The 22905-nt window shown below is 72.2% G+C and carries 20 protein-coding genes; 13 read left to right on the top strand and 7 right to left on the bottom strand.

Annotation, left to right across the window (positions count from 1 at the left end; genetic code table 11):
* Positions 1-16: 16 nt before the first annotated feature.
* Positions 17-1795 (bottom strand): ABC transporter ATP-binding protein, encoded by a 1779-nt coding sequence (locus AB0N27_RS07065; protein WP_364364409.1) that lies wholly within the window; start codon positions 1793-1795, stop codon positions 17-19.
* 96 nt (positions 1796-1891) lie between these two features.
* Between AB0N27_RS07065 and AB0N27_RS07060 the strand changes: the two genes are divergently transcribed.
* Both AB0N27_RS07060 and AB0N27_RS07055 read left to right on the top strand, forming a co-directional pair.
* Complete coding sequence (locus tag AB0N27_RS07060) at positions 1892-2323, top strand: MarR family winged helix-turn-helix transcriptional regulator (RefSeq protein WP_364364406.1); 432 nt, start codon at positions 1892-1894, stop codon at positions 2321-2323.
* A 118-nt stretch (positions 2324-2441) separates the two neighbouring features.
* On the top strand, positions 2442-4226 hold the full coding sequence (locus AB0N27_RS07055) for an N-acetylglutaminylglutamine amidotransferase (protein ID WP_364364403.1): 1785 nt from the start codon (positions 2442-2444) through the stop codon (positions 4224-4226).
* A gap of 12 nt (positions 4227-4238) precedes the next feature.
* Here the strand turns inward: AB0N27_RS07055 and AB0N27_RS07050 are convergent, their stop codons facing one another.
* The 5 genes from AB0N27_RS07050 to AB0N27_RS07030 all read right to left on the bottom strand — a co-directional run bounded on the left by AB0N27_RS07050 (position 4239) and on the right by AB0N27_RS07030 (position 11430).
* Complete coding sequence (locus tag AB0N27_RS07050) at positions 4239-5372, bottom strand: glutamate--cysteine ligase (protein WP_364364400.1); 1134 nt, start codon at positions 5370-5372, stop codon at positions 4239-4241.
* Between the two features lie 66 nt (positions 5373-5438).
* Positions 5439-6647, bottom strand: a complete 1209-nt coding sequence (locus tag AB0N27_RS07045) for an RNA polymerase sigma factor (RefSeq protein WP_364364397.1) — start codon at positions 6645-6647, stop codon at positions 5439-5441.
* Positions 6648-6649: 2 nt separating this feature from the next.
* Positions 6650-7006 carry a YciI family protein gene (locus AB0N27_RS07040; RefSeq protein WP_364364394.1) on the bottom strand — a complete coding sequence of 119 codons (357 nt, stop codon included), beginning with the start codon at positions 7004-7006 and terminating at the stop codon, positions 6650-6652.
* A 362-nt stretch (positions 7007-7368) separates the two neighbouring features.
* The gene (locus tag AB0N27_RS07035; protein WP_364364391.1) at positions 7369-10002 is read right to left on the bottom strand and encodes a discoidin domain-containing protein; all 2634 of its coding nucleotides are present in this window, start codon (positions 10000-10002) and stop codon (positions 7369-7371) included.
* A 228-nt stretch (positions 10003-10230) separates the two neighbouring features.
* Positions 10231-11430 carry an ROK family transcriptional regulator gene (locus tag AB0N27_RS07030; protein ID WP_364364388.1) on the bottom strand — a complete coding sequence of 400 codons (1200 nt, stop codon included), beginning with the start codon at positions 11428-11430 and terminating at the stop codon, positions 10231-10233.
* Positions 11431-11664: 234 nt separating this feature from the next.
* Here AB0N27_RS07030 and AB0N27_RS07025 point away from each other — a divergent pair, with 234 nt between their 5' ends.
* The 5 genes from AB0N27_RS07025 (at position 11665) to AB0N27_RS07005 (ending at position 17038) form a co-directional block, all read left to right on the top strand.
* The gene (locus AB0N27_RS07025; RefSeq protein ID WP_364364385.1) at positions 11665-12963 is read left to right on the top strand and encodes a sugar ABC transporter substrate-binding protein; all 1299 of its coding nucleotides are present in this window, start codon (positions 11665-11667) and stop codon (positions 12961-12963) included.
* 70 nt (positions 12964-13033) lie between these two features.
* Positions 13034-14026, top strand: coding sequence for a sugar ABC transporter permease (locus AB0N27_RS07020; protein ID WP_364364382.1), 993 nt, complete (start codon positions 13034-13036; stop codon positions 14024-14026).
* Complete coding sequence (locus AB0N27_RS07015; RefSeq protein ID WP_357981638.1) at positions 14019-14858, top strand: carbohydrate ABC transporter permease; 840 nt, start codon at positions 14019-14021, stop codon at positions 14856-14858. Before AB0N27_RS07020 ends, AB0N27_RS07015 begins: the two co-directional genes overlap by 8 nt.
* A gap of 29 nt (positions 14859-14887) precedes the next feature.
* Entirely contained in the window at positions 14888-16264 is a 1377-nt protein-coding gene (locus AB0N27_RS07010; RefSeq protein ID WP_364364378.1) for a GH1 family beta-glucosidase, read from the top strand.
* Positions 16265-16369: 105 nt separating this feature from the next.
* Entirely contained in the window at positions 16370-17038 is a 669-nt protein-coding gene (locus AB0N27_RS07005) for a TMEM175 family protein (protein WP_364364375.1), read from the top strand.
* On the opposite strand, the gene AB0N27_RS07000 is transcribed toward AB0N27_RS07005, so the two are convergent.
* Positions 17025-17606, bottom strand: coding sequence for a nucleotidyltransferase family protein (locus AB0N27_RS07000; RefSeq protein WP_364364372.1), 582 nt, complete (start codon positions 17604-17606; stop codon positions 17025-17027). The two genes, AB0N27_RS07005 and AB0N27_RS07000, sit on opposite strands and share 14 nt — an antisense overlap.
* Before the next feature lie 126 nt (positions 17607-17732).
* Between AB0N27_RS07000 and AB0N27_RS06995 the strand changes: the two genes are divergently transcribed.
* From AB0N27_RS06995 to AB0N27_RS06970, 6 genes are read left to right on the top strand one after another with little or no spacing between them, the layout of a single operon-like run.
* A complete protein-coding gene (locus tag AB0N27_RS06995; protein WP_364366107.1) occupies positions 17733-18230 on the top strand; it encodes a 2Fe-2S iron-sulfur cluster-binding protein in 498 nt (165 codons plus the stop codon).
* A complete protein-coding gene (locus AB0N27_RS06990; RefSeq protein ID WP_364364369.1) occupies positions 18227-19210 on the top strand; it encodes a xanthine dehydrogenase family protein subunit M in 984 nt (327 codons plus the stop codon). Before AB0N27_RS06995 ends, AB0N27_RS06990 begins: the two co-directional genes overlap by 4 nt.
* Complete coding sequence (locus AB0N27_RS06985; protein ID WP_364364366.1) at positions 19207-21297, top strand: xanthine dehydrogenase family protein molybdopterin-binding subunit; 2091 nt, start codon at positions 19207-19209, stop codon at positions 21295-21297. Before AB0N27_RS06990 ends, AB0N27_RS06985 begins: the two co-directional genes overlap by 4 nt.
* A 28-nt stretch (positions 21298-21325) precedes the next feature.
* Positions 21326-21691: a metalloregulator ArsR/SmtB family transcription factor gene (locus AB0N27_RS06980; protein ID WP_088948476.1), complete on the top strand. Its 366-nt coding sequence runs from the start codon at positions 21326-21328 to the stop codon at positions 21689-21691.
* On the top strand, positions 21691-22332 hold the full coding sequence (locus tag AB0N27_RS06975; protein ID WP_364364362.1) for an SRPBCC family protein: 642 nt from the start codon (positions 21691-21693) through the stop codon (positions 22330-22332). The genes AB0N27_RS06980 and AB0N27_RS06975 overlap by 1 nt, the downstream gene beginning before the upstream one ends.
* Before the next feature lie 33 nt (positions 22333-22365).
* Positions 22366-22881: an NUDIX domain-containing protein gene (locus AB0N27_RS06970; RefSeq protein WP_364364359.1), complete on the top strand. Its 516-nt coding sequence runs from the start codon at positions 22366-22368 to the stop codon at positions 22879-22881.
* Positions 22882-22905: the final 24 nt, after the last annotated feature.

The raw sequence follows: 22905 nt of genomic DNA, 5'->3' as shown, positions 1-22905 counted from the left end.
AGAGGGCGAAGCCGGTTCAGGCCGCGAGTGTGGCGTAGCGGCCGTTGCGGTTCAGCAGGCTGTCGTGGTCGCCGGATTCGACGATCCGGCCGTGGTCGAGCACCGCGATCTGGTCGGCGTCGCGGACGGTGGACAGCCGGTGGGCGATGGTGATCGTGGTACGCCCCTGCGCGAGCGCGTCGAAGGCCCGTTGCACGGCGCGTTCGGTCTCGGTGTCCAGCGCGCTGGTGGCCTCGTCGAGGACCAGGACGCGCGGGTCACGCAGCAGCGTACGGGCGATGGCCAGGCGTTGCTTCTCCCCGCCGGAGAACCGGTGGCCGCGCGAGCCGACGACCGTGTCGTACCCGTCGGGAAGCCCGGCGATGAGGTCGTGGATCTGGGCGGCGCGGGCCGCGTCCTCGATCTCGGCGTCGGTGGCGTCCGGGCGGGCGTAGCGCAGGTTCTCCCGCACCGTCGTGTGCAGCAGGTACGTCTCCTGGCTGACCACGCCGACGATGGAGGCCAGGTCGGCCAGGCGCAGGTCCCGCAGGTCGACACCGTCGATGGTGACCCGGCCGGCGTTCGGGTCGTGCAGCCGGCTGATCAGCCCGGCGAGGGTGCTCTTGCCCGAGCCGGTCTCGCCGACCAGGGCGAGGCTGGTGCCGGCGGGGACGTCGAGGGTGATCCCGGCGAGCGCGGCGGTGTCGCTGCCCGGGTAGCCGAAGGTGACGTCCTCCAGTCGCAGGTGCCCGCGGACCCGGGTGGGGTCGATGCGGACCGGCTCGGCGGGGTCGGCCACGTCGACCGGCAGGTCGAGGTATTCGAAGATCCGGGCGAACAGCGCCAGCGACGCGGTGAGCGAGACGCCCACGTTGAGCAGGCCCATCAGCGGTCGGAACAGCCCACCCTGCAGGGCCGTGAAGGCGACGAGGGTGCCGATGCTCAGCGTGCCGGCGGCGCCGGGCAGGCCGGCGGCGAGGTAGATGACCGCGGGTACGGCGGCGAAGATGATGCTCATCGAGGCCATCCGCCAGCGGCCGGCAAGCTCGCTGCGCAACTCCAGGTCGACAAGGCGCTCCGACGAGACGGTGAACCGGTCGATGAGCGCGGGGCCGGTGCCGAGGGTCTTGGCGAGCTGTACGCCGCTTATCGACAGGCCCTCCTCGACCGTGACGTTGAGGTCGGCGAGTTCGCGCTGGCGCTGGGCGGTGATCTCGCGGCGCATCCGGGCGACCCGGCGGGTGAGCCAGATGGCCGGTGGGAGCACGACGAGGGAGACCAGGGAGAGCTGCCAGGACAGGGCGATCATGGCGACGGCGGTGGCGAAAACTGTGGTGAGGTTGGCCGCGACGGCGGTGGCGGTGGAGGTGACCACCGACTGCATGCCGCCGATGTCGTTGGTGATCCGGGACTGCACCTCGCCGGTGCGGGTGCGGGTGAAGAAGCCGAGCGACTGGCGCTGGAGGTGGCTGAAGACGTCGGTGCGCAGCCGGTGCATGACCCGCTGCCCGACCTGGGTGGAGATCCAGGTCTGCACGACGCCGAGGGCGGAGGTCACCGCCGCGACGGCGACCATGCCGAGGACAAGCCAGACCAGCAGTGTCACGTCGCCCTGCGGAAGGGCAGTGTCGATCGTTTCTCGCAGCAGGAACGGACTGGCCATCGCGATGATCGAGGAGAGCACGATGATCGCGGTGACGGCCGCAAGCGCGGGTCGGTGGGGGGTGAACAGGCGGCCGATGCGGCGCAGGGACACCTGGCGGGCCTGCGTCTTCTCTTCGTCGCTGACGGTGCGGTGGCCGCGGTCGCGGCCCATGGGGGTGGGTTCCAAAGGGGCACTGCCTTTCGTGGGAGACATGCTGAGGTTACCTCAACATGAGGGTACAACCGGATCGGCTGCTACCGTATTCCCGTGATCGGGGACACCGCCGACAGCGCGGACGACGAGAGCCTGGCGGAGACGTTCTGGGCCGTCGCGTCCCGTCTGCGCCGTCAGACGCGCGATTCGCTGGCGCCCTGGGACGTCACGCCCAGCCAGTCCCGGGCCCTCGGCGTGCTGGCCCGACACGGCGAGGTACGCCCCGGCACCCTCGCCGAGCACCTGCGCATCGCGCCCCGCTCGGCCACCGAGGTCATCGACGACCTCCAGGCCCGAGGGCTCGTCGAGCGTCGACCCGACCCGGCCGACCGGCGGGCGACCCTGGTCGCCCTCACCGAGGAGGGCGACCGGATCAGCACCGCCATCCGGGCCGCCCGCCGAGCCGAGGCCGACCGCTTCTTCGGCCACCTGCCCGACGCCGACCGCGCCGAACTGGCCCGCATCCTGCGCACCCTTCGCGCATAACCGCGCCACGCGCGGGTAGCCAGCCGCCCCGTTCGTCCGCCGGACCCCCGCCACCACCAGCCGGGGAGACGCGACAGGAGGCGCTCATGTCTGCCCTGAACCACCACCACCCCACCTGATGTGCGGGATCAGCGGAGAGGCGCGGTTCGACGGCCGGCCACCCGACGCGGCGGCGGTCACCCGGATGACCGAGGCGATGCGCTCGCGCGGCCCGGACGACGAGGGGCTGTTCACCGACGGCTGGGTGACCCTCGGGCACCGCCGGCTCACCATCATCGACCTGTCCGACGCGGGCGGGCAGCCCATGGTCCGCGACGACCTGGGCCTGGCGCTGGTCTTCAACGGGTGTGTCTACAACTACCCGGAACTGCGCGAGGAGCTCCAGAACGCCGGCTACACCTTCGGATCCACCAGCGACACCGAGGTGATCCTGGTGGCGTACGCGCACTGGGGTGAGCGGTTCGTCGACCACCTGGTCGGCATGTTCGCGATCGGCCTCGTCGACCGGAACCGGCGGCGCCTCGTCCTGGCCCGCGACCGGCTCGGCATCAAACCGCTCTACCTCGCCGAGACACCCGGGCGGCTGCGATTCGCCTCCACCCTGCCCGCGCTGCTGCGTGCCGGCGACGTGGACACCGGCATCGACCCGGTAGCCCTGCACCACTACCTGTCCTGGCACTCCATCGTCCCCGCGCCGAGGACAGTGCTGCGCGGCGTCCGCAAGCTGCCGCCGGCCACCCTGCGGGTGATCGAGGCGGACGGGCGCAGCCGCGAGGAGGTGTACTGGCGGCCCGACTACGTCCGCGAGCCCGCCGACGCGGGGATGGACGCCGCCGAATGGCGGGACGCCGTCGGGGAGGCCCTGCGCACCTCGGTACGCCGACGGCTGGTCGCCGACGTGCCGGTGGGGGTGCTGCTCTCCGGCGGGCTGGACTCCAGCCTCATCGTGGCACTGCTCGCCGAGGCCGGCCAGGAGCACCTGCGCACCTTCAGCATCGGCTTCGACAGCCGGGGCGACGAGTCCGGCGACGAGTTCCACTACTCCGACCTGGTGGCCCGCGCGTACGACACCGACCACCACCGGATCCGGCTCGCCGACGACGACCTGGTGCCCGCCGTACGCCGTGCCGTGCTGGCGATGACCGAGCCGATGGGCAGCCACGACGTGGTCGCCTTCCACCTGCTGTCCGAGCAGGTGGCGCGGCACGTGAAGGTGGCCCAGTCGGGGCAGGGCGCCGACGAGGTGTTCGCCGGCTACGGCTACCACCAGCCGCTGGTCGAGGCACCCCGGCACAGCGCCGCCGAGACGTTCGCCGCCGCGTTCTTCGACCGGGACCACGACGAGCTGCGCCGCATCGTCGGCCCGGCGTACGCGCTGGAGCACGACGCCAGCCGGGACCTGCTCACCGAACACCTCGCCGCGCCCGGGGCGCAGACGGCGCTGGACGCCGTGCTGCGCCTGGACACCCACCTGATGCTGCCCGACGACCCGGTCAAGAGGGTGGACAGCATGAGCATGGCGTGGGGCCTGGAGGTGCGCACCCCGTTCCTCGACCAGGACCTGGTGACCCTCGCGGCGCACTGCCCGCCGGAGCACAAGGTCGCCCAGGGCGGCAAGGGCGTCCTCAAGGAGGTCGCCCGGGAGGTCCTGCCGGCCGAGGTGATCGACCGGCCGAAGGGCTACTTCCCGGTGCCGGCGCTGCGCAACGTGGACGGTCCCGTCCGCGAGCTGGTTGCCGAGGCGTTGCAGGCACCGGCGGCCCGCGAGCGCGGGCTGTTCCGCAGCGAGTACGTGGCGCGGTTGCTCGCCGAGCCGGACCGGGCCGAGGCGGCGGCAGGCAGCAACAAGTTGTGGCAGCTGGGTCTGCTGGAGCTGTGGCTCCAGACCCACGACATCCGCTGAGCGCCGGGAAGGTCAGCCGGCGGCGGTGCGGGCGGCGAGGTCGTCGATGACGGCACGCAGGTCGCCGGTGCGCTCCAGCACCCGACGCTGCCGGGTCGCGCCGGTGCCGTCGCGCCGCAGCCGGGCCAGTTGCGCCAGCACGTACCCCAGGTCGCCGTGGCGCAGCAGGGCGGGCGCGATCATCGCCATCAGGTCGTCGACCAGGTCCCAGGCGGGCCGGGCGCCGCCGGCGCGCAGGTCGATGAGGTCGCCGTCGAGGCCGTCGTGGGCGGCCCGCCAGTGCGCCGCGGCGACCAGACAGTCCCGTACGGGCGGGGCGGTCACGCCGGCGCGTACGTCGTCGGCGAGGGTCGCGACGAGGGACCGGACCAGCGCGGCGACGAGCACCGCGTCGTCCACGTCCGGGCAGACGTCGCCGACGCGCACCTCCACCGTCGGATACGCCGACGACGGCCGGGCGTACCAGTAGACCATCGCGGCGTCGAGCATGATGCCGGCGGCGATCAGCTCGTTCACGGTGCGGTCGTAGTCGGCGGCGGAGTCGAAGTACGGCGTCGGTCCGATGCTGGGCCAGCGTTCCAGCTGCATCGACCGCCAGCTGGCGTGACCGGTGTCGTACCCGTCGTGCAGCGGCGAGTTGGTGGTGATCGCCTGCACCACGGGCAGCCACACCCGTAGGTGGTTGCAGACCTGCACGGCCAGCTCCCGGTCGGGCAGCCCGACGTGCACGTGGCAGCCACAGACCGCCGGGTCGTGCGCCACCGGCCCGTACCGGCGCGACATCGCGTGGTAGCGCGGCTCGTCGGGCACCGTCCGGTGCGGCTCGGCCAGCGGGGTGGCGCCCACCGCCACCAGTCGCGCGCCGGCCGACCGGGCGGCCTCGACGGCGGAGCGGCGCAGCGTCACCAGGTGCGCGCGCAGTTCGGTGAGGTCGGCGCAGACCGGGGTGACCATCTCCACCATGCTGTGCCGGAACTCCTGGCGGCTCTGGTCGCGGGCTGGCCCACGCAGTGCGGCGAGCACCTGGTCGGCCACCGGCAGGTTCCGGCCGCTGTCCGGGTCGATCAGCAGGTACTCCTCCTCGACGCCGAGCGTGAGGGTGGACAGGTCCGGCACGGTGGCGACGACGGTCGAGCGGTACGCCATGTCCCCTCCCCCATCCACTGCTGCGGCGGCGCCTCGGTTTCCCGGCCGCCCGCGCGGCAAACGCGCTCAGACCCCCACCAGGGCCGCCGCGCGAGCGGTGAGGAAGGCCCGTTCGGCCGCGTTGTCCGTCCGGGCGGCAGCTGTCCGGTACGCCTCGACGGCCTCCCCGCTGCGGCCGAGCCGGGCCAGCAGGTCGGCGCGGACCGCGTGGTACACGTGGTAGCCGGCCAGGTCGAGGCGGTCCACCTCGGCCAGCGCGACCGCCACGCCTGCCACCTCGGCGAGCGCGACGGCCCGGTTCAGCGCCACCACCGGGCCGGGGGCAGCCACCGTGAGCTGGTCGTACAGCGCGAGGATCTGCGCCCAGTCGGTGTCGGCGGCGCGCTCGGCGACGCTGTGCACGGCGGCGATCGCGGCCTGGATCTGGTACGGGCCGGGCCGGGCCCGACGCAGGCAGCGGCGTACCAGCGTCCGGCCCTCGGTGCTCAGGGCGGTGTCCCACAGGCCTCGGTCCTGCTCGGGTAGCGGCACCAGGTCGCCCTCGGCGGTGGTCCGCGCCGGACGGCGGGATTCGGTGAGCAGCATCAGCGCGAGCAGGCCGAGCGCCTCCGGCTCGTCGGGCATCAGCTCGACGAGCAGGCGGGCCAGACGGATCGCCTCGGCGCACAGCTCGGCGCGGACCAGGTGCCGTCCGCCGCTGGCCGTGTGCCCCTCGTTGAAGATCAGGTAGAGCACCGCGAGGACGGCGTGCAGCCGGTCGGGCAGGTCGGCGTCGCGGGGCACCCGGTACGGGATGCCCGCGTTGCGGATCTTCGATTTGGCGCGGACCAGCCGCTGCGCCATCGTCGGCTCGGGCACCAGGAAGGCGCGGGCGATCTCGGCGGTGCTCAGGCCGCCGAGCAGGCGCAGGGTGAGGGCGACCCGGGCGGTCGGGGCGAGCGCCGGATGGCAGCAGGTGAAGATCAGACGTAGCCGGTCGTCGCGCACCGGTCCCTCCTCGCCGGGTGGGTCGGCGGCGTACAGCAGTGCCGCCTGGGTGTGCCGGTCGGCCCGGTTCGCCTCCCGGCGCCGCCTGTCGATGGCCCGGTTCCGGGCCGTGGTGATGATCCACCCGGCGGGGCTGGGCGGCGGGCCGGTTCGCGGCCACTGCGCCACCGCCACGGTGAAGGCGTCCTGGACGGCCTCCTCGGCAAGGTCGATGTCGCCGAGGAGGCGCACCAGGACGGCGACCGCGCGGCCGTACTCCGCGCGGAACACCGCATCCACGTCGGGCACTGTCAGTTCCCGGCCCCACCCTGGAAGGGGCGGACCTCGATCGGCAGGGTGGTGGCCAGCGCGTAGCGGCGACCCCAGTGCAGCGCGGCGTCCAGGTCCGGCACGTCGATGATGGTGATGCCGCCCAGGTACTCCTTGCCCTCCACGAACGGCCCGTCGGTGATGAGGACCTCGCCGTCGCGGGGGCGCAGCACGGTGGCCGTCTCCGGGCCGTGCAGGCCCTGCCCGAAGACCCACGACCCGGTGGACGCCAACTCGTCGCGCAGCTCGCCGAGCTGGCGCATCACCCCGGCCAGGAACTCCGGGTCCGGTGGCAGCTCGCCCTGCGGCTGGTGAAGGCTGAGCAGGTACAACGTCATCGGTCCTCCTCGTGGGCGGCCGGCCCGTCGCCGACCTCTCATCCTCCACACGATCGGCCGCCGCCCGAATCGACACGTCTGTGGAAAATTCTCGGCGGCCGGCCCAGCCCGGTGGTGGCGGTGCCGCGGCCGCCAGCCATACCCGCCACGGTTGCGGGTAGAAGCCGGTGTGGCCGACGGCATCCGGGTGGTCGTGGTCGGGCGCGGTGCGCGCCGGTGAGCGGGCGGCGTCCGAGGTGCTGACGCGGTGACCGGCACGACCGAGGCCGGCCCGGTCTCGGCGGGACCGGGCCGGCTCGGCCCTCGGTGCGACACGCGCCGACCCGGTCCGTGGGACGATCGGGTCGGCGCGGGCGCCCGGGTCAGGGGTAGGTGGTCAGGTACACCGTCTGGTTGGCCGCGTTCGCGGTGCCACCGGCGTTGTTGATCACCCGGTTGATGGTGCCGACGCCACCGAGCGAGACGGTGACCATGTTCGTGAAGCGCACGTTCGGGTTGACGGGCACCTCGAACGACCGCTCCTCGACCACCGCGGGGTTGACGTTGAAGTAGCTGTAGCTGCCCAGTCCGAACGCCTGGTGGCTGGTCACCGAGTCGGCAACCTTGTACGCGGCGTACCCCCGGGTCGACCCGTTCATCCAGGCCGCCTGGTTGGGCGGGTCGTACGGCAGTTCGTTCTGGTAGAAGTACGTCCGGCCGCCGTTGCCGTTCCAGATGGTCTGGTACTTCTGGTAGTGCTCGACGAAGAGGCCGTACATGGTGACGTTGTCGCCGTTGACGGTGAGCCCGGTGTCGGCGGTGTTCAGCGTCCACCCGGTGGGCACGCCGCTGGCCGCGTGGTCGGCCCGCCACAGCCACATGTGGTCGCCGATCACGTTGTCGCTGTTGACGGTCAACGTGTTGGTGGCCTTGCCGACGTGGGGTCCGCCGATGCGGAAGAACACGTCGTGCAGCGACGTCGGGTTGCTGGCGTGGCTCGCGGCCGACCCGGACGGCCCGACCTCCATGAGCACCGGCGAGTTCGTGGTGCCGGCCTCGAACATCAGCCCGGCGACCTTGACGCCGTCCACGTCGGCCACCCGCATCCCGACGCTGCCGTTGTCGGCCTGGATGGTGGCCAGGCCCAGGCCGAGGATGACCGTGTCGGCCCGGTTGACCTGGATCGGCTCGGTGACGTGGTGCACGCCCGGGGTGAAGAGCAGGTGCCGTCCCTGGGCGAGGGCCGCGTTGATGGTGGCGGCGCTGGTGCCGGGCTGGACGACGTAGAACTGCGACAGCGAGATGGACGAGCCGGCCGGGGTCTTGTTGTACCAGCTCGTGCCCGTGGAGTTGGTGCGCAGCGCCGGCACGAAGACGCGGTACTCACCGCTGCCGTCGACGTACAGGAACGGCTTCTCGCGGACCTGCGGGGTCTGCGCGATGACTGTGTGCGACGGGTTGGGGAAGCTCGGCGCCGGAGCGCCGACGACGCCCTGGAAGACCATGTTCCACACCGAGCCGGTCCAGCCGTTGCCGAACTCGCTGTTGCGCGAGTACCACTGCTGCTGCGAGCCGGAGACGACCAGGCCGTCGACACGGGTGTCGGCCAGCAGACCGCCACTGGACCAGCCGTCCCCACCGTTCCAGAGCTGGATCTGGTTCTGCGCGCCGCGCAGGTGCATCCGCCGGTACGGGGCGGCCTGGGACACCGCCCAGCGTTCCACGGTCTGCCCGGCGGGCAGGGTGACCGAGAGGTTCTCGGCGGCCCGCCAGAAGTTCTGGGTGGCGTTGCCGCCCATCCAGAACGCCTCGGTGCGGACGTGGCCGTTGAGGTTGACGTCGTCGGGGCTCATGCCGAGGCCTGCGACCTGGGTGAAGAAGCCGAGGTTGACGTCGGCCGTGTAGGTGCCCGGCTTGAACAGCACGGCGTACCGCTGCGGGCCGAACTGGTTGGTCTCCTGCTGGGTGAAGAGGGTGTCCAGTCGACTCTGGAGGGTCGAGGTCGGCGTGCTGGGGTCGAAGACGAACGTGTTCGACCCGAGGTTCGGGTTGTACGGGTCGGTGGTGCCGACCGGGGGCTCAGTGGTGCCGCCCGTGGTGTTCACCGCCAGCTCCCACAGCGAGTAGCCGTACGTGGTGCCCCGGGCGGTGCCGTACATCCGCAGGTAACGGCCACTGCCGCTGACGGTGAGGTTCTGCGTGCCGCCGGTGCCGGTGGTGGTCGAGTAGATCGTGGTCCAGGTGGTCCCGTCGGCCGAGGTCTGGAGCTGGAAGGACCGGGCGTACGCGGCCTCCCAGGTGAGCGTCACCCGACAGATGGTGCGGGTGCTGCCGAGGTCGACGCGCAGCCACTGCGGGTCGCTGGCGGCGCTGGCCCAGCGGGTGCCCGGGTTGCCGTCGACGGCGGCGGACGCCGCGAGGCCCGCGTCCTGTGTGGACGAGGCGGTGGCCGGGCTGCCCTGCGCGACGTTGGTGCTGCCGCAGGTGGGCGTGCTACCGCCGGTCTCGCCGTACACCTGGAACTCCCAGAGCGAGTAGCCGTAGCCGGTGCCCCGGGCGGTGCCGTACATCCGCACGTACCGGCCGGCGCCGGTGACTGTGAGGTTCTGCGTGCCGCCGGCGCCGGTGGTGGTCGAGTAGATGGTGGTCCAGGTGGCGCCGTCGTCGGAGGTCTGGAGCTGGAAGGCCCGCCCGTAGGCGCCCTCCCAGAGCAGGTTGACCTGGCTGATGGTGGCCCGCGCGCCCAGGTCGACCTGGAGCCACTGCGGGTCGCTGAAGGCGCTGGCCCAGCGGGTGCCGGTGTTGCCGTCGACCGCGGCGGCGGCCGGGGTGCCGGCGTTCTCGGTGGACGAGGCGGTGGCGGGACGGCCCTGGGAGAGCAGGGTGGGGGCGGCCTGCGCCGGGGTGGTGCCGCCGGTCGGCGTGAGCGCCGCGACCAGTGCCACGGTGAGCCCGACGAGCAGGTGCCGGACGGGACGCTGGGGGCGCGGACGTACGGATGTAGCACGAGATGTCATGACATCGCCTGTCGCTAGGGGTTACGGGGGTGCCGCGCGGGTGGGATCGGCTCGCCCCGTGGCGCCGTGGGTGGTGCCGCCGATGCGGCGTCGCGGGTCGGAGAGCGCTTTCGTAGGAGTGTTGCGGCGAGATTGCGACGACGTCAAGACATCGATCTATAACTTTGTTATTTATCCCGAGGATGCTTTTTTGTGTAATTTGCTGGCCGGCCGCGCGGTCGCTCCCGCTCAGCGGCGGACGCCACCCTCGGTGAGGAAGCGGGCGATCGGGAGGGTCGCCGCCCCCAGCGCCACCGCGTCCACGCCGAGCCGGCACAGCTCGATCGACGCCTGCTCGTACGGCTGGCGCAGCGCCTGCCGACCGGCCGCCTCCCGCACGGCCGGCAGCAGGTCGCCCAGCGCCATCGCCGCCCAGCCACCGAGCACCACCCGCTGCGGGTTGAACAGGTTGATCAGGTTGGCCACCCCGGCGCCCAGGTAGCCGGCTGTCTCGTCAAGCACCCGCCGGGCGGTGGCCGAGGTGCCGGCGGCGGCCACCAGGGCGGCGAGCTGGGACTCCTCGTCCTCGCCCGGCACCGCTCGCCCCCGACGCGCCTCCCGGTAGCGCTCGATGATCGCCTCGGCGCCCACGTACGCCTCCAGGCAGCCACGGGCACCGCACCGGCAGGCCCGGCCGCCGTACACCAGCGTGGTGTGTCCCCACTCCCCCGCGCTGCTGGACGCCCCCCGGTAGGTGGCGCCGTTCGTCACCACCGACGCGCCAACGCCGGAGCCGACAAGCGCGAAGACGGCGTGCCGGGCACCGCGCCCGGCGCCGAACCACATCTCGGCCTGACCGAGGGTCTTCGCGCCGTTGTCGATGTGCAGCGGCAGGTCGGTGCCCGCGCTGATCAGGCGCTCCAGCGGCACCCGGTCCCAGCCGAGGGCCTGGGCGTGCACGACAGCCTCGACGCCCTGCTCGACGACACCGGAGACACCGATGCCGACGCCGAGCACGTCGGCAGGGGCCACGCCGGCCTCCCCGGTCACCGCGTCGATGCCGGCCAGCACGTGCCCGGCCACGACGTCCGGCTCGGTCCGCGCCGGGTCGAGCGGGTACTCGATGCTGGCCAGCAGGGTCATCGCGAAGTCGAACAGCTCGACGCGGACCCGGGTCTCGCCGACGTCCACGCCGACCACGAACGCGAAGCGGGGCGCGATCCGCAGCAGCATGCTGGGCCGGCCACCGTCGGACTCGGCGGCTCCCGCCTCGGCGACCAACCCCTCGTCGATCAGGTCGGCCACCACGTTGCTCACCGCCGGCTGGCTGAGCCCGGTGCTGCGCACCAGGTCCTGGCGGGTGAGCGGACCGTCGAGGAAGAGCCTGGTCAGCAGGGCGGACCTGTTGCGCAGCCGCACGCTGCGGTTGGTGGCACGCGCCAGCTCCACTCGTCACCTCGTTCCCGTCGGCCGTTCGAGGCGACTGTAACCGCCCCGTGCTTGACGACCCACCGACCAGCAACTTTAATGACGACATAAATTAAGCCGTGATGTAACTCCCGGGAAACGCCGACGGACCCCGACGGCGCACCCCCGAACCCTGTCCGCGGCCGGCCGCCCGTCGCCCACCCCTATCGGTGACGAAGGCCGGCGGACCCCCACCACGCACCGGAAGGGCAGACCGTGTCGAGACGACACCTCGGGATATTCACCGCCGCCGTACTGGCAGCCGCATCGCTCACCGCCTGCGGCGGCTCCGGCGACGACTCCGCCGCATCGCCCAAGACGCTCACCTACTGGGCAAGCAACCAGGGCGCCAGCCTGGAGGCGGACAAGACCATCCTCCAGCCGGAGCTGGACAAGTTCGAGAAGCAGACCGGGATCAAGGTCACCGTCGAGGTGGTCCCCTGGTCGGACCTGCTCAACCGCCTGCTGGCCGCCGCCACCTCCGGCAAGGGCCCGGACGTGGTCAACATCGGCAACACCTGGTCGGCGTCGTTGCAGGCCACCGGCGCGCTCGTCGAGTTCGACGACGCCACCCTGCAGGCCGTGGGCGGCAAGGACCGGATCGTCCCCGCAGCGCTCGCCGCCGCCGGCGCCCCCGGCGAGCCGCCGGCCGCCGTGCCGCTTTACAGCATGGCGTACAGCCTGTACTACAACAAGAAGATGTTCGCCGACGCGGGCATCACCGCGCCGCCGACCACCTGGGAGCAGGTCGCCGAGTACGGCAAGAAGCTCTCCACCGGCGGCAAGTGGGGCCTCGCGATCGAGGGGGCCAACCCGTCGGAGAACGCCCACCACGCCTTCACCTTCAGCCAGCAGTACGGCGGCGAGTGGTTCGACTCGGCCGGCAAGCCGACCTTCGACACGCCGCAGAACGTCTCGGCCATCAAGCGCTACATCGACTTCATGGCCGCAGACAAGATCACCAACCCGAGCAACGCCGAGTACGCGCAGAACCAGTCGGTCTCCGACTTCGCCAACGGCAAGGCCGCCATGCTGCTCTGGCAGTCCGCCGGCTCCAACCTCAAGACGCAGAACATGCCCGCCGACGCGTACGGGGTGGCCCCGGTGCCGTTCCTGGCCAGCCCGCCGGCCGGCGGCAAGAAGGTCAACAGCATGGTCGCCGGGATCAACATGGCGGTCTTCAAGCACACCAAGAACAAGGACGGCGCGCTGAGCTTCGTGAAGTTCATGACCAGCGACGAGGAGCAGACGATCCTCAACAAGACGTACGGCTCGCTGCCGGCGGTCAAGACCGCGGGCTCCGACCCGGCGTTCACCGCCCCGGAGCAGAAGACCATCCAGGAGACCCTGGTCACCACCGCGGCGCCGCTGCCGCAGGTGCCCGAGGAGAGCACATTCGAGACCCTGGTCGGCACCGCGATGAAGGAGCTGTTCGCCGACGCGGCCAGCGGCAAGCCGGTCACCGAGGCATCGGTGAAGGCCAAGCTGACCGAGGCGCAGCAGAAGATGCGCTGACCCAGGCGTCACAGGTGGCCGTGGTCGGGCGTCGAGCCCGGCCACGGCCACCGCCTCCGAGAGGACCCCGATGGCAACCAGCACCACCGCGCCGGACGCCGGCCGGCGCGAACCCCGGGCCGGGACACCCGCCCGGGAGCCGGCCCGCCGGCCCCGCGGCCCGCGCCGCTCACTCCTGCCGTACCTGCTGCTCGCACCGGCCGTCGTGCTGGAACTCGCCGTCCACGTGATCCCGATGGTGGTCGGCGTCTGGATGAGCCTGCTGGAGCTGACCCAGTTCCACATCCGCGACTGGTCCACCGCACCCTTCGTCGGGTGGGACAACTACCGGGCGACGCTCGACATCAACAGCGCCGCCGGCAAGGAACTGCTGCACTCGTTCTGGATCACCCTGGCGTACAGCCTGCTGTCGGTCGGGTTCGCCTGGCTTCTCGGCATCTCGGCGGCGGTGGTGCTGCAACGACCGTTCCGGGGACGGGCCCTGCTGCGGGCGCTGTTCCTCACCCCGTACGCGCTGCCGGTCTACGCCGCGGTGATCACCTGGAGCTTCCTGCTGCAACGCGACACCGGCCTGGTCAACCACGTCCTCGTGGACCAGCTCGGCCTGCTCAACGAACGGCCGTTCTGGCTGATCGGCGACAACAGCTTCGCCTCGCTGCTCGTGGTGTCGGTGTGGCGCAACTGGCCGTTCGCGTTCCTGTGCCTGATGGCCGGCCTGCAGAACGTGCCGGGCGAGCTGTACGAGGCCGCCGCCATCGACGGCGCCGGTTTCTGGCGCCGGCTGCGCTCGGTCACCCTGCCGATGCTGCGGCCGGTGAACCTGGTGCTGCTGCTGGTGCTGTTCCTGTGGACGTTCAACGACTTCAACACGCCGTTCGTGCTGTTCGGCGGTTCCGCCCCGGAGCAGGCCGACCTGATCTCCATCCACATCTACCGCAGTTCCTTCAAGACCTGGGACTTCGGCTCCGGCTCGGCCATGTCGGTGGCACTGCTGCTGTTCCTGCTCGTCGTCTCGGCCGCGTACCTGCTGATCACCAACCGTCGGAGGGACGACCATGCGTGAGACCGCCGGTGAGCGCTGGGGCCGGCGCATCGTGCTGACCCTGCTCACCCTCTTCGTCGTCATCCCGCTGTACGTGATGGTCACCTCGGCTGCGAAACCGTTGCAGGACGTGCAGAACGGCTTCACCTGGTGGCCCAGTCGACCCACCCTGCAACCGTTCGTCGACATGTGGAGCACAGTGCCGCTGGCCCGGTACCTGGTGAACAGCCTCGTGGTGTCGAGCATCGCGGCGATCTGCTCGGTGGCGGTGGCCATCTTCGCCGCGTTCGCGGTCAGCCGGTACCGGTTCCGGGGTCGGGGGGTCTTCTCGGTGACGGTGCTGTCCACCCAGATGTTCCCCGGCATCCTGTTCCTGCTGCCGCTGTTCCTCATCTACGTCAACCTGGGCAACGCGACAGGCATCGAGCTGTACGCCAGTCGTACCGGCCTGATCATCACGTACCTGACGTTCTCGCTGCCGTTCTCGATCTGGATGCTTGTCGGCTACTTCGACTCGATCCCCCGGGGGCTGGACGAGGCGGCGCAGGTCGACGGGGCCGGGCCGCTGCGCATCCTGTTCCGGGTCATCCTGCCGGCCGCCGTGCCGGGCGTCGTCGCGGTCACCGTGTACGCGTTCATGACCGCCTGGGGTGAGGTGCTCTTCGCCTCGGTGATGACCGACGAGGGCAGCCGCACCCTGGCCGTCGGCCTGCAGGGCTACTCCACCCAGTTCAACGTCTACTGGAACCAGATCATGGCCGCCTCGCTCGTGGTCAGCATCCCGGTCGTCGCCGGATTCCTGGCCCTTCAGCGGTACTTCGTCGCCGGCCTCACCGCCGGCGCGGTCAAGTGAGCCATCCAACCCCAGAGGAGAACCGTCCCGTGCCCGACCTGTCCAACCTGCCACCCGACTTCCTCTGGGGGGTGGCCACCGCGGCGTACCAGATCGAGGGGGCCGTCGACGTCGACGGCCGGTCGCCGTCCATCTGGGACACCTTCTCGGCGACCCCCGGCACTGTCGACAACGGCGACACCGGCGCGGTGGCGTGCGACCACTACCACAGGTGGCCGGAGGACCTGGCGCTGCTGCGCCGGCTCGGCGTGGACGCGTACCGGTTCTCGGTGGCCTGGCCCCGGGTGATGCCCGACGGCGTCGGGCGGGTCAACGCCGCCGGGCTGGACTTCTACGACCGGCTCGTCGACACGCTGCTCACCGACGGGATCCGGCCGTTCGTCACCCTCTACCACTGGGACCTGCCACAGATCCTCCAGGATCGGGGTGGCTGGCCGGAGCGGGCAACCGCCGAGGCGTTCGCCGACTACGCGGCGGTGGTCGCCGACCGTCTCGGCGACCGGGTGGCCGACTGGTGCACGGTCAACGAGCCGCTCTGCGTGTCCTGGATCGGGCACCTGGAGGGCAACATGGCCCCCGGCGAGCGGGACCTGACCCGCGCGGTGCACACCTCGCACCACGTGCTGCTCGGGCACGGCCTGGCGACCCAGGCGATCCGTGCCAACGCCGCCCGCCCGGCTTCGGTGGGCCTGGTGCTCAACCTCAGCCCGATCGAGCCGGCCACCGACCGCCCCGAGGACGTCGCGGCGGCGCGGCGGGCAGACGGGCACGTCAACAGGTGGTGGCTGGACCCGATCCACGGGCGCGGCTACCCCGCCGACATGATCGCCACCTACGGGGTCGAGCCGCCGGTACGCGGCGACGACCTGGCGGTGATCGCCACGCCGACGGACTTCCTCGGGGTGAACTACTACTTCCGTCAGCTGGTGGTCGACGATCCGACAGGTCCGGCGCCGTTCGCGAAGCAGGTGCCGGTGCCCGGCTCGGTGGAGACCGCGATGGGCTGGGAGGTGTACCCGGCGGGCCTGGAGCGGCTGCTCGTCGACGTGCACGAGGAGTACCGGCCGGGCCGGATCATCGTCACCGAGAGCGGTTCGGCGTGGCCGGACGAGGTCACCGCCGAGGGCGCCGTGGAGGACAAGGAGCGCACCGACCACCTGGAGCAGCACCTGGCGGCCTGCGCGGCGGCGGTGGCGAGGGGCGTGCCGCTGGACGGTTACTTCGTCTGGTCGCTGCTCGACAACTTCGAGTGGGCGTACGGCTACGACAAGCGCTTCGGGCTGGTGCACGTCGACTACGCCACGCAGCGCCGGACGGTGAAGGCCAGCGGTCTGCGCTACGCCGAGCTGATCCGCGCCCACCAGGCTCTCGCCGGGACGACCGGGACGGCCGCGCCGGTGGCGTGAGACGGGGGCCGTCCGGCCGGCCGCCCGGGGTGACCCGGGCGGCCGCTCCCGTCCGGATCGGACGAAACGCCGCCGACCGCCGTCCGCAGTGGCTAGCCTGCGGCAATGTCCGCAGCACCCGACGAGATCGAGCAGCCCGACGCCGGAGCAAGGGTGTCCGGCACCGACCGGATGACGGCCTTCAGCGACGGCGTCTTCGCCATCGTCATCACGTTGCTGGTCATCGATCTGCGGGTGCCGGAGTACCACGAGGGCGAGCTGCTGGACGGCCTGCTCGGCGAGGGCGCCTCGTACCTGGCCTTCGTGGTGTCCTTCGTCTACGTCGGCGTGCTCTGGCTCAACCACCACGCCCTGCTGCGGCTGATCCGCGGCACCACCCTCACGCTGAGCTGGATCAACCTCGGCGTCCTCTTCGGCGCGGTGATCATTCCGTTTCCCACGGCGGTGCTGGCGTCGGCGTTCACCCACGGCGACACCAACGACCAGCGCGCGGCCGTGGCCCTGTACGCGCTGAGCGCCGCGCTGATGTCGGCCCCCTGGCTGGTGTTCTTCAGCTACCTGCACCGTCACCCGGCGCTGCTGCACCGCCGGATCACCCCCGACTTCGCGCGCCGGCAGCGCCTGCGACCGATCACCGGGCTGGTGCTGTACGGGCTGGGCGGCCTGCTCGGCTGGTTCGTCAACCCGCTGCTCGGTCTGATCGCCGTCATCATCATGATCACCTATCACGCCGTGACCAGCGAGGGGCTGCCCCGCTGGCTCACCCGTCACTGAGGGCCCGTAGCCGCAGCAGGTCGGCCGGTGTGTCCACGTCGACCGGGGAGCCGACGTCGTCGCAGGGCACCTCGACCACCAGGTCCGGATGGTCGCGCAGCAGGTCGCGGGCGCCCCGGTCGCCGACGGCGTACCGGTCCAGCAGCGGCCAGGCCTCTCGACCGAGCAGGACCGGGTGCCCCGGCCGGCCCGCGTAGGTGGCGACCGCGACGACCGCTCCGCCGGCGTGGGCCGTGCGCACCCGGCGCACCGCGACCGGACTGAGCAGCGGCTGGTCCACCAGGGCCACGACCGCGGCCGGCACGTCCGCGCCCAGCGAGGCCAGGCCCCGGCGCAGCGACGAGCCAAGGCCCTCTGCCCAGCCGTCGTGGCGTACCGGCACCGCGCCGGGCACGTCGGGCACCTCGTCGGCGCCCGCGCCGAGCACCACGTGCACGGGTACGCACCCGCCGTCGCTCAACAGCCGGACGGCCCGCCGCAGCAGGGGCTCGCCGTCGAACTCCACGAGGGCCTTCGGGCAGCCGTACCGCCGTCCGGCGCCGGCGGCCAGCAGCAGCCCGGCGGTCACCCGCCTCACCTCCCGTCCAGAGTGCTTTGCGTTATTCGCCCCGCGATATACCGACAAAGCTAGTCTGGGCCGGTGCAGGCCGGACCGGAGAACGCGACGACCACCGACGAGCGGCACTCGTCCCGGGTGGCGTTCGACGTCAACGGCGTCCCCCGCGAGGTGACGCTCGACAACCGCACCACGCTGCTCGACACGCTGCGCGAGCACCTCGACCTGACCGGGGCGAAGAAGGGCTGCGACCACGGCCAGTGCGGCTCCTGCACGGTCCTGCTCGACGGGCGCCGGGTGAAGAGCTGCCTGATCTTCGCCGTCACCCTGGACGGCCGGTCGGTGGTCACCGTGGAAGGGCTGGCCGGGCCGGACGAGCTGTCACCGTTGCAGGCCGCGTTCATCGCGCAGGACGCGTTCCAGTGCGGCTACTGCACCCCCGGGCAGCTCTGCTCCGCCCGGGGAATGCTCGACGAGATCGACCGGGGCTGGCCCAGCGCCGTCACCGAGGACCTGGCCGCGCCGCCGGAGCTGACCGACGCGGAGATCCGTGAACGGATGGCCGGCAACCTGTGCCGCTGCGCCGCGTACCCGCACATCGTCGCGGCCGTCCGGGCAACGGCGGCCGCGCGGTGAGGCCCTTTCGCTACCACCGGCCCGCCGACGTGGCGGAGGCGGTCGCCGTGCTCGCGGCCGAGCCGCAGGCGGCGTACCTGGCCGGCGGGACGAACCTCGTCGACCTGATGAAGCTCGGGGTGCAGCGCCCCGACGTGCTGGTGGACGTGACCCGGCTGCCGCTGGACACCGTCGAGGAGCTGCCCGACGGCGGACTGCGGATCGGCGCGACGGTGCGCAACAGCGACCTCGCCGCCCACCCGGCGGTCCGCCGCGACTACCCGGTGCTGGCCCGCGCCCTGCTCGCCGCCGCCTCCGGGCAGCTGCGCAACCTGGCCACCACCGGCGGCAACCTGTTGCAGCGCACCCGCTGCGTGTACTTCCAGGACACCGGCAAGGCGTGCAACAAACGCGACCCGGGCAGCGGATGCGCGGCCGTGCACGGCCAGAACCGCGACCTGGCGGTGCTGGACTGGTCCGAGCAGTGCGTCGCCACCCACCCGTCGGACCTCGCGGTGGCCCTCGCCGCGCTGGACGCGGTGGTGGAGGTGCACGACACCGACGGCCCACGGGACGTCCCGCTCGCCGCCCTGCACCGCTCACCCGGCACCCATCCGGAGCGGGAGACCACCCTCGCCCGCGGCACGCTCATCACTGCCGTGCGGTTGCCGGCGCTGCCGGCCGCGCGCCGTTCGGCGTACCTGAAGGTGCGCGACCGGGCGTCGTTCGCCTTCGCCGCCGGCTCGGTGGCCGCCGTGCTGGACCTGGACGGCGGGGTGGTCCGCGACGTGCGGCTGGCGTACGGGGCGGTGGCCCACCGGCCCTGGCGGGCGTACCGGGCCGAGGAGGAGCTACGCGGTCGACAGTTCAGCGCGGAGCTGGCCGCGGCGGCCGCCGACGCCGAGCTGGCCGAGGCGCGTCCCCTGCGGCACAACGGCTTCAAGCTGCCGCTGACCCGGTCCATCACCGTACGGGTGCTCACCGAACTGGCGTCGTCGTGAGCACCGACGCGGTCGGCCGGGCGTACCCCCGCCTGGAGGGACGGGAGAAGGTCACGGGCACGGCCCGGTACGCGGTGGAGTACCCCGTCGACGGTGTCACCTACGGCTGGGCGGTGCCCTCGGCCGTGGTGCGGGGCCGGATCACGCGGGTCGACACGGCGGAGGCGCTGGCGTCGCCAGGCGTGCTGGCCGTGGTGCACCACGGCAACGCGCCCCGGCTCGCGCCCGGCCTGGAGGCGGACCTGTGGCTGCTCCAGGAACCGACTGTGCACTACCGGGGGGAGCTGATCGCCGTCGTGGTGGCCACCAGTCTGGAGGCGGCCCGGGAGGGCGCCCGGCTGGTGCGGATCGACTACGACGCCGGACCGCACAGCACGGTGCTCACCGAGGACCATCCGGGCCTCTACAAGCCGGACCACGTCAACCCCAGCTATCCGACCGACGCCGAGGAGGGCGACTTCGACGCCGGGTACGCGGCCGCCCCGGTGCGCGTGGACGCCACCTACCGGACGCCTGCGTACCACAACAACCCGATGGAGCCGCACGCCACCACGGCGCGGTGGCAGGACGGGCGGCTGCTGGTGCACGACTCCAACCAGGGCGCGTCGTCGGTGCGGGCGGCGCTGGCCGAGTTGTTCGAGCTGCCCCGGGAGTCGGTGCGGGTGGTCACCGAGCACGTCGGCGGCGGCTTCGGCAGCAAGGGGTACGCGAAGGCGTCGGTGGTGCTGGCCGCCCTCGCCGCCCGGCACGTGGACCGTCCGGTCAAGCTGGCGTTGACCCGCCAGCAGCTGTTCGGGCCGGTCGGCTACCGCACCCCCACCATCCAGCGTGTCCGCCTCGCGGCCGACGCCGACGGGCGGCTCACCGCGATCTGCCACGACGCGATGAGCCAGTCCTCGACCATCCTGGAGTTCGCCGAGCAGACCGCCGTCTACACCCGCAGCATGTACGCCGCACCGCACCGTCGCACCACCCACCGGCTGGTCCGTCTCGACGTGCCGACGCCGTTCTGGATGCGGGCGCCTGGCGAGTGTCCCGGTGCGTACGCCCTGGAGTCGGCGATGGACGAACTGGCCGTCGCCGTCGGTATCGACCCGGTGGAGCTGCGCATCCGCAACGACACGGCTGTCGACCCCGATCAGGGGCGCCCGTTCACCAGCCGGCACCTGGCGGCCTGCCTGCGCGAGGGGGCCCAGCGGTTCGGGTGGGCCGACCGGGATCCCGCGCCCCGGGCGCGGCGCGACGGGCGCTGGCTCATCGGGTCCGGCGTGGCCGGGTCGAGCTACCCGGCCCGCGCCAGGCCGTCCTGCGCCACGGCCACCGCGAGGCCAGACGGCGGTTTCCACGTCCGCATCAACGCCACCGACATCGGCACCGGCGCCCGGACGGCGCTGTGGCAGGTGGCCGCCGACGCGCTGGGGGTGCCGCCGGAACGGGTCGGGATCAGCATCGGCGACAGCGATCTGCCGAACGCGCCGGTGGCCGGCGGCTCGATGGGCACCGCGAGTTGGAGCTGGGCGGTGATCCGGGCCTGCCAGGCGCTGCGCGGGAAGCTGCGCGACGGCGTGCCGACCGATGCCGAGGTGAGCGCCGAGGCGGACACCTCCGAGGAGGTCGGCGGACAGCCCGGCCTGCCGCGGTACGCGTACGGGGCGCAGTTCGCCGAGGTCCGGGTGGACGCGACCACAGGCGAGGTACGGCTCAACCGGATGCTCGGGGTGTTCGCGGCGGGCCGGGTGGTCAATCCGACGACGGCCCGCAGCCAGCTCATCGGGGGCATGACGATGGGGCTGTCGATGGCGTTGCACGAGGAGGGTCTGCTCGACGAACGCTACGGCGACTGGGTCAACCACGACCTGGCCACGTACCACATCACCGGCTGCGCGGACGTGGAGTCCATCGAGGCGTACTGGCTGGACGAGCACGACGGTGAGCTGAACCCGGCCGGGGTGAAGGGTATCGGCGAGATCGGCATCGTGGGCGCCGCCGCGGCGGTCGCCAACGCGGTGTACCACGCCACGGGCGTCCGGATCCGGGACCTGCCGATCCGACTGGACAAGCTCGTCGGAGTTTCAGATTTGGCTTAAATAAGCCAGCGGTGATACAACTGTCGTCGTGCACGCCTTCGACGTGCTGGGCGACCCCGTCCGGCGCCGCATCCTGGAACTGCTCGCCGACGGTGAGCAGACCGCCGGCGCGGTGAGCGCTGTCATCCGCGACGAGTTCGGCATCTCCCAGCCCGCCGTGTCCCAGCACCTGAAGGTGTTGCGGGACAACGGATTCGCCACCGTACGACCGGAAGGCACCCGGCGGCTGTACGCGGTCGACCCGCGCCCACTGCGCGAGGTCGACGGCTGGCTGGAGCACTTCCGCCGGTTCTGGACCCCACCCCTGGCGGCACTCGCCACCGAGCTGGCCCGGGGCCGACGCGAGCGTCGGCTGCGCGGGCCCGCCGACCCACCCGACGAGAGGAACACCTGATGTTCGACGCGACCGAGCAGATCAACGCCGTCCAGCGGAAGGTCGGCAACCGCACCCTGGAGGCCGGCGAGGCCCGGGTGGCCACGATCAGCCAGACCTACCAGGCGACGCTCGACGACCTGTGGGACGCCTGCACCAACGCCGAGCGCATCCCGCGCTGGTTCCTGCCGATCAGCGGCGACCTGCGACTGCACGGCACGTACCAGCTGGAGGGCAACGCCGGGGGCACCGTGCAGAGCTGCGACCCGCCGCACGGCTTCACCGCCACCTGGGAGTTCGGCGGCGAGGTGAGCTGGATCGAGGTACGACTCACCCCGGTCGACGAGGAGCGGACCCGCTTCGAACTGGACCACATCGCCCACGTCGACCAGGACCGCTGGGCCCAGTTCGGGCCCGGTGCCGTCGGCGTCGGCTGGGACCTGGGGCTGCTCGGCCTGGCCACCCACCTGTCCGGCGACGGCAGCGGCGTCCGCCCTGAGGACAGCGCCGAATGGGTCGCCTCCGACGAGGGCCGGCGGGCCATGGAGCTGAGCAGCCGACTGTGGGGCGAGGCCAGCGTCGCCGCCGGCACCGACCCCGACCAGGCGCGGGCCGCCGCCGAGCGCACGACCGCCTTCTACACCGGGGCGCCGGCCGCCTGAGGCGCCGCCGCCGGCCGGGTAACGTGCTGGGGCATGACCGGTACGCCGTACTCACACTGCTCCTACTGCGGCGCGGCCTACCCGGCGGCAGCCGGGTGGCCGCGGGTCTGCGCGGTCTGCGGCGAGACCGTCTGGCGCAACCCCCTGCCCGTCGCGGTGGCGGTGCTGCCGGTCCGCACCGCCACCGGCCTGGGCGTGGTGGTGGTCCGCCGGGACATCGAACCCGCCCGTGGGCAGCTCGCGCTGCCCGGCGGCTTCATCGAGTACGGCGAGGAGTGGTCCGACGCGCTCGTGCGGGAGCTGCGCGAAGAGACCGGGCTGGTGGCCGCCGCCGGGGACGCGCGCCTGTTCGCGGTGCACGGCGCACCGGCGGGCGGCACCATGATGGTCTTCGGGGTGCTGCCCGAGCAGGTGGCGGAGGATCTGCCGCCCTCGGCGCCCACCGACGAGGCGACCGAGTGGTTGGTGCTCACCGACCCGGTCGAGCTGGCGTTCTCCACCCACACCCGGGTCCTGGCCGACTTCCTGCGCCCCGACCACCCGGCCTGATCCCGCCCGACATCAGCACGGCCA

This window comes from Micromonospora sp. NPDC093244 (assembly GCF_040683695.1).
Classification (GTDB): Bacteria; Actinomycetota; Actinomycetes; order Mycobacteriales; family Micromonosporaceae; genus Micromonospora.
This window is presented reverse-complemented; position numbering and strand designations above follow the sequence as displayed.

Excerpts from the sequence above, each read along its gene's own strand:
- AB0N27_RS07065 (WP_364364409.1), bottom strand. The coding sequence starts at position 1,795 with ATGGGCCGCGACCGCGGCCACCGCACCGTCAGCGACGAAGAGAAGACG.
- AB0N27_RS07055 (WP_364364403.1), top strand. The coding sequence starts at position 2,442 with ATGTGCGGGATCAGCGGAGAGGCGCGGTTCGACGGCCGGCCACCCGAC.
- AB0N27_RS07050 (WP_364364400.1), bottom strand. The coding sequence starts at position 5,372 with ATGGCGTACCGCTCGACCGTCGTCGCCACCGTGCCGGACCTGTCCACC.
- AB0N27_RS07040 (WP_364364394.1), bottom strand. The coding sequence starts at position 7,006 with ATGACGTTGTACCTGCTCAGCCTTCACCAGCCGCAGGGCGAGCTGCCA.
- AB0N27_RS07035 (WP_364364391.1), bottom strand. The coding sequence starts at position 10,002 with ATGACATCTCGTGCTACATCCGTACGTCCGCGCCCCCAGCGTCCCGTC.
- AB0N27_RS07020 (WP_364364382.1), top strand. The coding sequence starts at position 13,034 with ATGGCAACCAGCACCACCGCGCCGGACGCCGGCCGGCGCGAACCCCGG.
- AB0N27_RS07015 (WP_357981638.1), top strand. The coding sequence starts at position 14,019 with ATGCGTGAGACCGCCGGTGAGCGCTGGGGCCGGCGCATCGTGCTGACC.
- AB0N27_RS07005 (WP_364364375.1), top strand. The coding sequence starts at position 16,370 with ATGTCCGCAGCACCCGACGAGATCGAGCAGCCCGACGCCGGAGCAAGG.
- AB0N27_RS06975 (WP_364364362.1), top strand. The coding sequence starts at position 21,691 with ATGTTCGACGCGACCGAGCAGATCAACGCCGTCCAGCGGAAGGTCGGC.
- AB0N27_RS06970 (WP_364364359.1), top strand. The coding sequence starts at position 22,366 with ATGACCGGTACGCCGTACTCACACTGCTCCTACTGCGGCGCGGCCTAC.